Source organism: Helicobacter mehlei, assembly GCF_003660265.1.
Lineage (GTDB): Bacteria > Campylobacterota > Campylobacteria > Campylobacterales > Helicobacteraceae > Helicobacter > Helicobacter mehlei.
On record NZ_QXQP01000001.1, the window covers coordinates 139,748 to 147,999 of the forward strand.

Below are 8,252 nucleotides of genomic sequence, written 5' to 3' on the forward strand. Positions count from 1 at the left end.
CTATTAAATCGGTTAAGAGGAAAACAGGTATGCCCAAATTCTAGTGAAAAAATGGGCAAAAGTCAAGGACTGGCTAGACCTTAGCCATCACTAATTTACGCTTCAAGCCCGCTAGCAAAATTAAGATAAAGGTCGAGGCCACAAAGGGATAGAGAAAACCAGGGATGGGTAAAGGATCGCCAGCAGCATAGCTGTGCATGCCAGAGAGGTAGTAATTCACCCCAAAATAAGTCATCAAAATGGAGTAAAAGCCCAACACGCTAGCTGAGGCAAAGACATAGGGCATGAACTCAAAGCGTAAAAAGCGCAAATGCAAGATCACCGCATAGACCGCAATGGAGATGAGTGCCCAAGTCTCTTTAGGGTCCCAGCCCCAATAACGCCCCCAAGATTCATTAGCCCACACACCCCCCAAAAAGTTACCCACAGTGAGCATGAAAAGCCCTAAGATCATGCCCATCTCATTAATCGCGCTCAAAGAGAGAATGGTTTGATCGATATGGGGGCGTTTTTTGCTCCGCAACACAAATAAAATCAAGGTCAAAAGCCCCAAGATAAAACATAAGCCCAAAAAGCCATAACTAGCCGTGATGATGGACACATGGATATTGAGCCAATAGGATTTGAGCACGGGCACAAGATTGCTAATTTGGGGGTCCATAAAGCCTAAATGCGCGACAAATAACGCCGTGCCTGCTAAAAAGCTAGAGGCACACAAGGCTAAATTGGAACGCAAGATGAGTCCGGCCACCACAGCCGCCCAAGAAATATAGAGCATGGATTCATAGGCATTGCTCCAAGGCGAGTGCCCACTGACATACCACCTTAAGAGCAAGCCTGTACTATGGGCTAGGGCGCATAAGAGCAATAGCCCGTAAAATCCCCAATGCAACCACGCACGCGGTGCCTGGTTTTTGAAAGTCCCCACCAGCACCACGATCAATAACACCACACCCAGCAAAAGATAGGGGATAGTCAGGGAGTTGAAAAAATTGCTATGGTTTAAGAAAATCTCGGAGCTAATGCGGCTGGCGGGCAAATAGAGCTTGCTATGGGCCTTTTGGTAAGCCCCTAGCTCTTTTAAAGTTTGATTGATGCCATCCCATTTATTGTTCTCCACCCCCGCATCAAAGCCCACAAACAGCGCGCGCAAAAAATGCGTGGCTTGCTTGACAAGCTCGGGATCACTGCTCTTGATCGCCTCAGCAGGGGAAAGCCATGCATGAGAAGTTTTCTCGGGGAAAATCTTTAAAATGCTCCCGCTAAAGATCATATAGACTAGGTTAATGCGCTCATCGACTTTGAGCACATCTTTATCAAATTCATCGCGATCCTTGGGGGCTTTTTGGTTGATCTCTTCTACATAGTTTTGCAACTTATACCCATGCGGGCCAAAGACATCTAAAAAGGCAATGCGTCTTTGATTGGCGGGCACGCCCAGCATGGTGCGTAGTCTAGGTGTGGAGGTGTAGATCATTTTGATACTCTTGTAATCATCCGGATAGAGCATCATGCCCAGCATCACTTGGATATTATCCATGCCCTTAAAGCCATCTTGGTGGGTGATTTTGTGGATCAAATCCATGCTCAGGGTGTCTAAAGGCTTGATACGCCCCTCAAAGCCTTGAATCTGCAGGCGTTGGAACTGCCCTAGTTGATCCTTGGAGTGTACTTTAAGATTTTTCATGCGCTGGATAATTTGGGCGTTGATATTAGCCATTTTCTCTTTTTCTAGGCTGAGTTTTCCCATATTATCCAAAGGCGTAGCAACCGATTTACCCCCGTGCATGTCGATCTTGCCCTGCTTGGAGTCATCAGCACGCAAAGTGTGGGAGCTCAGGGCCACTAAAGAGACTAACAAAAACGCGTTGATTTTTTGGGATTTTAAAAAACGGGAGAGCCTTTGGAAACGCCCACTATGGCTAAAGAGCATGAGCAATGCGCCCAAGATCAGCACGGCATAACCCAAGTAAGTTAGATTTTTACCCGGATCCCGATTGACCGATAAAATTGTACCCTTTTCATCGCGATCGTAGGAGGATTGGAAAAAGCGGTATCCGCCATAATCCAAAACATGATTCATAAAAATCCGGTAGGGCATGATGAGTTGATCCTTAGAATCCAAAACTTCAATTTCAGAGGCATAAGAAGAGGGGCTCATCGATCCGGGATAGCGTTCCAATTCAAAGCGTTTGAGCTTGAGCTTGAAGGGCAGTTTTTTTTGGGTTACGCCCCAACTAATGGCGATTTGCACACCCTTAAGGGTGGCTACTACACTTTGACTTTCAATCCCATGCCCACCGATAATCTGATAGACATGGCTCTCCCCATCATAACTTGCCTTGAGTTCTAACAACGCGCGGTTATCTTTCTTGTCAGCACTTTGTTTGAGGACTTTGAGGGGCTCTAACAAAAGGGGTTTATCATAAACCATCACCTCTTGGTTGGAAAGGTGTTTGGAAAAGGGCGAGAGATTGCTTTTAAAGGAAAAATCTAGCGGGGCTTGTCCGGGTTTGTCAATGTGTAAGTTCAAATAAGTTGCGGTAGTGGTGATGGAATTAGAAGTTTGGTTTTCGCGAATATGCATGGTGGCTTCAAAACCAAAAAAACGCGTTATCCCAGCACCCAAGATGATCAACACCAGCGCACTGTGGAAAAAGATACTCACATAACGCCTTCTTTGGAATGCCCTAGAGGTGATCAGCGTGCCAATGATGACCATGAGCAAATACACATGCAGGGCACTAAACCACCAAGTGCCATAAACCACCGCTTGGGCAGCGGGCGTACCATAGTCATTTTCGATAAAGGTTGCCATAGCACAAGCTGTGGCATAAACGATCATCAAGGGAATAGCGATCCAAAAAGAGCCAAAAAAGAAACCAAATATCTGCTTGACTTGCATATCAAATTAAGCTCGGGATTTTTTCAAAATGTAGTCGCGTAATTTTTCAACAAAAACCTTATCATCTGTGATGCCCTTATATAGGCCATTGCCAATAAACTCCAAAACCGCCAAGAATTGCTTAGAGGGCATATAACCGGGGAGCTCGTAAATGGTTTGGCCATTGGAATCGGCTAAAACAATGGTGGGTGTGGAGCTTACATCATAGACTTGGGCAAGCTGGGAGGTAGAGAGGACGACATTTCTAGGCTTTTTCTTGGTGCCGATCTTAAACTCGTGCATTTTGGTGTAGCTAATGTTAATGTAGTAGGCACTATAGTGCTGTTTGATAAAGCTTTTCAGGTCTTGGCGTTGTTTGATATCTTTTTTGAGCAATTCGCAATAAGCACACCCATTTTTCCCAAAGACTAAGAGCATGTATTTGCCATTGGGGGTGATGGTCTTGGTATCTAAAAAGACATCTTCTAAGCCGGCATAACTTTGTTTGTCTAAATTGTTGGCATCTTCTTGCGCGCTTTTAGGGGAGATCGCCCCTGAGCTGATCATGGATTCATCGATCTTGTCATCACTGCTGGCAAAAGCCACATGGGCAAAAAGAGCTAATAAGAGAGCATAAAGACCACTTTTTTTTCATCAATCTTCCTTGTTTTTTCATTCATTGTAGCTTTTTGTGCTAATTATTCGCTTAGAGAAAGTGTTTTGCGATCGCCATACTGAATCAAATCTAAAATGGCATTTGCAAAAGCCAAATTAGCATTCAAGCATGGGCAAACCAAAAACTTGGGCACGGCTAGGCGCATCGCCTCCCATTTGTATTGGATGTGTAATTCGTAGATGGTTTCGGAATTATCAATGCTAAAAGCAAGGGGGTAGATGAGGATTTTGTTTTTGCGGTGGTGCTCAATCATTTCTAGAGTGCTGGGTTCTAACCACTTTAAAGGACCTAGCTTGGATTGGTAAGATAATTCAATGGCTTTAAAGCCAAAGGGGATCAAGGCGCGCTTGAGCAAACTCACATGGTGGCGGCATTCGGCTTCATAAGGATCGCCCTCCTCAACCATACGTACGGGCAAGCCATGCACAGAGAAAACCAACACAAATTCTTGGGGGTTATGGCCTTGCATGGTTTCTGCAATGCTGGCTAAAATGGCTTGGTTATAAAGATTGTGGGTATAAAAGCGATCAATGCTAGAGAGAGTGGGCGTGTAGTTGAGGTTTTTAAGGGCTTGCAGGGCATCTTGCATGGAAGATAGGGTCGTGGTGGTGGAATATTGGGGATACATGGAAAAAAGCAAAATGGAGTGGAAACCCTGTTGTTGCAACTCAGCAAAGACCATGGGTGCAAAAGGCGGTGTGTAGCGCATCGCATAGGTGTAGTGCCGCGTGGGGTCTAGCTCCCTTAGCTCTTGGACGAGCTGGGCACTCAGCTCGTTAATGGGGGATTTGCCCCCGATGTTTTTATAAATGTCTTTGGACTTGTTTAAACGGCTCTGGATAATGATTTTAGCTAGGATTTTGCGCCAAAAATGGCTCTTAATGGGCAAGATACATGGATCGTTAAACATATTTGTTAAAAACACTTCAACCTCATAGAGATTGTTGGGTCCGCCCATGTTCAACAGCACAACAGCTTCAGTCATCATCACAGCCTATCAATTATGCATTATGGATTTATTATTATACTAATTATGCCATAAGTTCTGGGTAGTTCTTAGGATAACCAAAGCCACTAATTAGGTTTAGTGGTCAAAATTTGCCAACTCCATGCCAATAGGGTTGCTCTTTAAGTTTCACATGGTAAAATCCATCCAATTTATTAACAGTCTTTTGTTTTTATTACTAGACATTGAGTTTTTAACCGTTTTTGTATCAAAAGTGTGCATTTTTGATTTACGCCTTCTTCTGTTTTTTAAATTTTGTGTGAAATTTTTAAGGAGTTTATGTTGCATAAAAAATTTCTACTGGCGTTAAGCACTAGCTTGGTTTGCTCTGAGTCTTTGCTCGCCAAGGAAGATAAAACCTACACCTTGGGCAAGGTTTCCACAGCGGGGCAAAAAGACAGGACAGATTATTCTGGGCAGGTTAATTTGGGCTATAGCGGGCTTACTGCCCCTAAGAGTTGGCAAGATGAGGAAGTTAAAAAATACACCGGTAGCCGCACGGTGATCTCCAATAAAGCTCTCACCCAACAAGCCAACCAAAGCATTGAAGAAGCCTTGCAGAATGTGCCCGGCATGCAGGTTAGGAACGTCACCGGTGTGGGGGCCATGCCCACCATCCAAGTGCGTGGCTTTGGGGCGGGGGGCTCAGGGCATAGTAACGCAACTCTTATGCTAGTTAATGGTATCCCTGTGTACATGGCTCCCTATTCCCACATTGAGTTGGACATTTTTCCGGTAACTTTCCAAGCCATCGATCGCATCGATGTGATCAAGGGCGGGGGGAGTGTGCAGTATGGACCTAACACCTATGGGGGTATTGTCAATATCATCACAAAACCCATCCCTAAACGCTGGGAAAACCAAGTGGCTGAGAGAATGACTTTTTGGGCTAAGGCTAGAAATGCGGGTTTTGCTAACACCCATGCGGGCGATTCCTCTTTTGCGGGTTTTAATAGCCCCAATAACAGTAATTCCTCTTTTCTAAAGTCCTTGAGCAACAACTTACTCTACAACACCTATGTTAGAAGTGGGGGGATGATCAATAAGCATTTTGGGGTGCAAGCCCAAGCTAACTGGGTGATGGGGCAGGGCTTTAGGGATAATAGCCCTACTAATATCCAAAACTATTGGTTAGATGGGGTCTATGACATCAATGAAAACAATGGGATCAAGGCCTATTACCAGTACTACAAATTCAACATCGCTCAACCTGGATCGCTCAGCGAGCAAGATTATAAGATCAACCGCTTTGCCAATCTGCGCCCCTTTAATGCCAAAGGTGGGCGATCCCAACGCTTTGGGATCGTGTATGAAAACCGCTTTGGGGATTTGGATAAAGTGGGGGGGACTTTTAGCTTCACCTATTACGGACAGTTCATGACTAGGGACTTCCAAGTGAGTTCCAGTTATAACAGTGCCAACATGGTTACTTGTTATGACGCAACAAGCTGTGCGGCTCAAGGCTTACCCGGCTATACAGCCGCCGTGCCCTATTACGCTACCAATTATGCTGGCTGGACGGAGGTGGAAAACCCTGTGCGCTCTATCAATAACGCCTTTGAGCCTAAAGTAAATTTAGTGGTTAATACCGGCAAGGTTAAACAAACCTTTATTGCCGGCTTGCGCTTCATGACAACAACCTTTTTACAGCGCCAATACTTTAACACCAATGAGTGTGCGACCAAAACTACCGGAGAAGGGGCGGGGGTTTTGTGCGATGGAGCGAATGTGATGAGTGGTTGGCACCCCCATACTAAGCATGGCAAATATCATAACTGGAATAACTGGCGCAACAATTACACGGCCGTTTATTTGAGCGATCGCATTGAAACATGGGATGGGCGTTTTTTCATCGTGCCCGGGTTGCGTTATGCTTTCGTGCAATATAACAATGAGAACGCCTCTAATTGGGCAGCATCATTCACCAAAGCCGATCTAGCCAAAATCAAGCACATGAATAACTGGATGCCCTCGCTCAATATTGGCTTTATCCCTGTGCAAGGTGATCACACTTTGCTTACCTACTTTAACTACCAACGCTCTTTTGTCCCCCCGCAATTAGATGTGTTGAGCTATGGGGGAGCCGAATACTTCACCCAGCACTTTGACAGCGTGGAAGTGGGCGCACGCTACACCTACAAAGACAAGCTTAGCTTTAATGCTGATTTCTTTAGAATTTGGGCGCGTAATTTTGCCACTGGGCAATTTGCTGTCAAGCTTCCTTGCACACTGGGAGCGGGGAATTGTCAGGTGCAACCGGTAAATGGCTATTCTCAAGGCGTGGAATTGGAGATATATTACAGACCCATTAAAGGCTTGCAATTCCATGCCGCCTTTAACTACATTGATACCCGTGTTACCAGTCATTACAGACTGACTGACCTGAATGGCGATATTTTACCCGGGACTAGCTATAACAAACACTTCCCCTTTGTAAGCCCCTATCAATTCATCTTAGATGCGCGCTACACTTATGCCAAAACCACTTTTGGGCTTTCTAGCTACTTTTATAGCCGGGCTTATAGCGGGATTGGCAACAGTGCAGCAGGGGGTTATTATGGGAAGCAATTTTATAGCAATGCCATTAATGGGGGGCAATGCACCGCGTGGTGTATGACCCAACATGAAGGGCTCTTGCCTTGGTATTGGGTGTGGAATGTTGAGGTGAGTCAAATTTTCTGGGAAAGCGGACGGCATAAGATTGTGGGGAGCTTGCAGGTCAATAATCTTTTCAACATGAAGTATTATTTTACTGGGATTGGCTCTAGCCCGGCTGGCTTGCAACCCGGCCCCGGACGCTCGGTTACGGCTTACTTAAACTACACTTTTTAAATCTTGTTTGGGCTCTGCCCGCCCCCAATTTACGAGGCGGTGCTATAATTTTGCCAGACTGGGGGTTTGGATACAAAAGTTCTATATCAAGGTCGCACAAGGGTTTAAAGCTACTTGTTTGCAAATTGGTGTTGGATCGGGTTGTGCTTGTGTTTTGTGAGTTGAGCGTGCGTTTTGAGTGGATGGAACTTTTGATTGATGAGAGCCAAGCAAAACGCCCACACTTTGCCTGGCTTGCTTGGTGTGAGTCCTTATCCTATCCTCTATAGACTTAAACCCAAACCCCGATCACATCTGCCAAAGCGTTTCGCAAAATATGGCAAAAACCCTCATCAAACGTTTTGCACCTCACTTGTTGCAGGTCTGCTTGATCTGAGTGAAGGGTCAGTTACAACACAGTCTAGAGCTGATAGCCATAGCGATCAAGCACCATATCAACCAATAAAATAAAATGGCTCTATCTGTAAAAAGTATTGATTTATAAAAACATTTAACCGCGTGGCTTCTATTTTATTTGATTCTACTAAAATAAATATATGATTTATTTTCTAAGAACAAACAATTATTCTAGCGATTTAGAATAGGGCAGTGATTTGATATAGTTTTCCATAAAATTAAAGTCGGGGGATTCATTTTTAGTGGGCAATTTTAGTCTATGGTTAAAACATTTCCCTCTTCTGTAAAGAAATATAGCCTTTCTAATATTGATACTGGCGTCAGTCTGCTGTGATGGTGTGTTTGACAACAAGGACAGACATAATTCCTAATGTGCAGTGGCTTTTTACCTGTGTTGCTCCCACAAGTAGAGCAGATTTGAGAGCTAGGAAAGTATTGGTCAATCTTTAGCAAAGTTT

At 44.7% G+C, this 8,252-nt stretch carries 5 protein-coding genes; 1 reads left to right on the forward strand and 4 read right to left on the reverse strand.

The window, feature by feature from the left end:
* Window positions 1-73: 73 nt before the first annotated feature.
* From EAO36_RS00700 to hemH, 3 genes are all read right to left on the reverse strand, one after another.
* Window positions 74-2,905: a cytochrome c biogenesis protein CcsA gene (locus EAO36_RS00700; RefSeq protein WP_120947944.1), complete on the reverse strand. Its 2,832-nt coding sequence runs from the start codon at window positions 2,903-2,905 to the stop codon at window positions 74-76.
* A 6-nt stretch (window positions 2,906-2,911) separates the two neighbouring features.
* Complete coding sequence (locus tag EAO36_RS00705) at window positions 2,912-3,490, reverse strand: SoxW family protein (RefSeq protein WP_120955559.1); 579 nt, start codon at window positions 3,488-3,490, stop codon at window positions 2,912-2,914.
* Window positions 3,491-3,582: 92 nt separating this feature from the next.
* The gene (gene hemH, locus EAO36_RS00710) at window positions 3,583-4,545 is read right to left on the reverse strand and encodes a ferrochelatase (RefSeq protein ID WP_120955560.1); all 963 of its coding nucleotides are present in this window, start codon (window positions 4,543-4,545) and stop codon (window positions 3,583-3,585) included.
* Between the two features lie 303 nt (window positions 4,546-4,848).
* Here hemH and EAO36_RS00715 point away from each other — a divergent pair, with 303 nt between their 5' ends.
* Window positions 4,849-7,398 (forward strand): TonB-dependent receptor family protein, encoded by a 2,550-nt coding sequence (locus EAO36_RS00715; protein WP_185962969.1) that lies wholly within the window; start codon window positions 4,849-4,851, stop codon window positions 7,396-7,398.
* 648 nt (window positions 7,399-8,046) lie between these two features.
* Here EAO36_RS00715 and EAO36_RS08605 read toward each other — a convergent pair.
* Window positions 8,047-8,247 carry a transposase gene (locus tag EAO36_RS08605; RefSeq protein WP_235852214.1) on the reverse strand — a complete coding sequence of 67 codons (201 nt, stop codon included), beginning with the start codon at window positions 8,245-8,247 and terminating at the stop codon, window positions 8,047-8,049.
* Between the last annotated feature and the right edge of the window lie 5 nt (window positions 8,248-8,252).

Bases quoted from the DNA above. Each gene is read 5' to 3' on its own strand.
- hemH (WP_120955560.1), bottom strand. From the start codon at position 4,545: ATGACTGAAGCTGTTGTGCTGTTGAACATGGGCGGACCCAACAATCTC.
- EAO36_RS00700 (WP_120947944.1), bottom strand. From the start codon at position 2,905: ATGCAAGTCAAGCAGATATTTGGTTTCTTTTTTGGCTCTTTTTGGATC.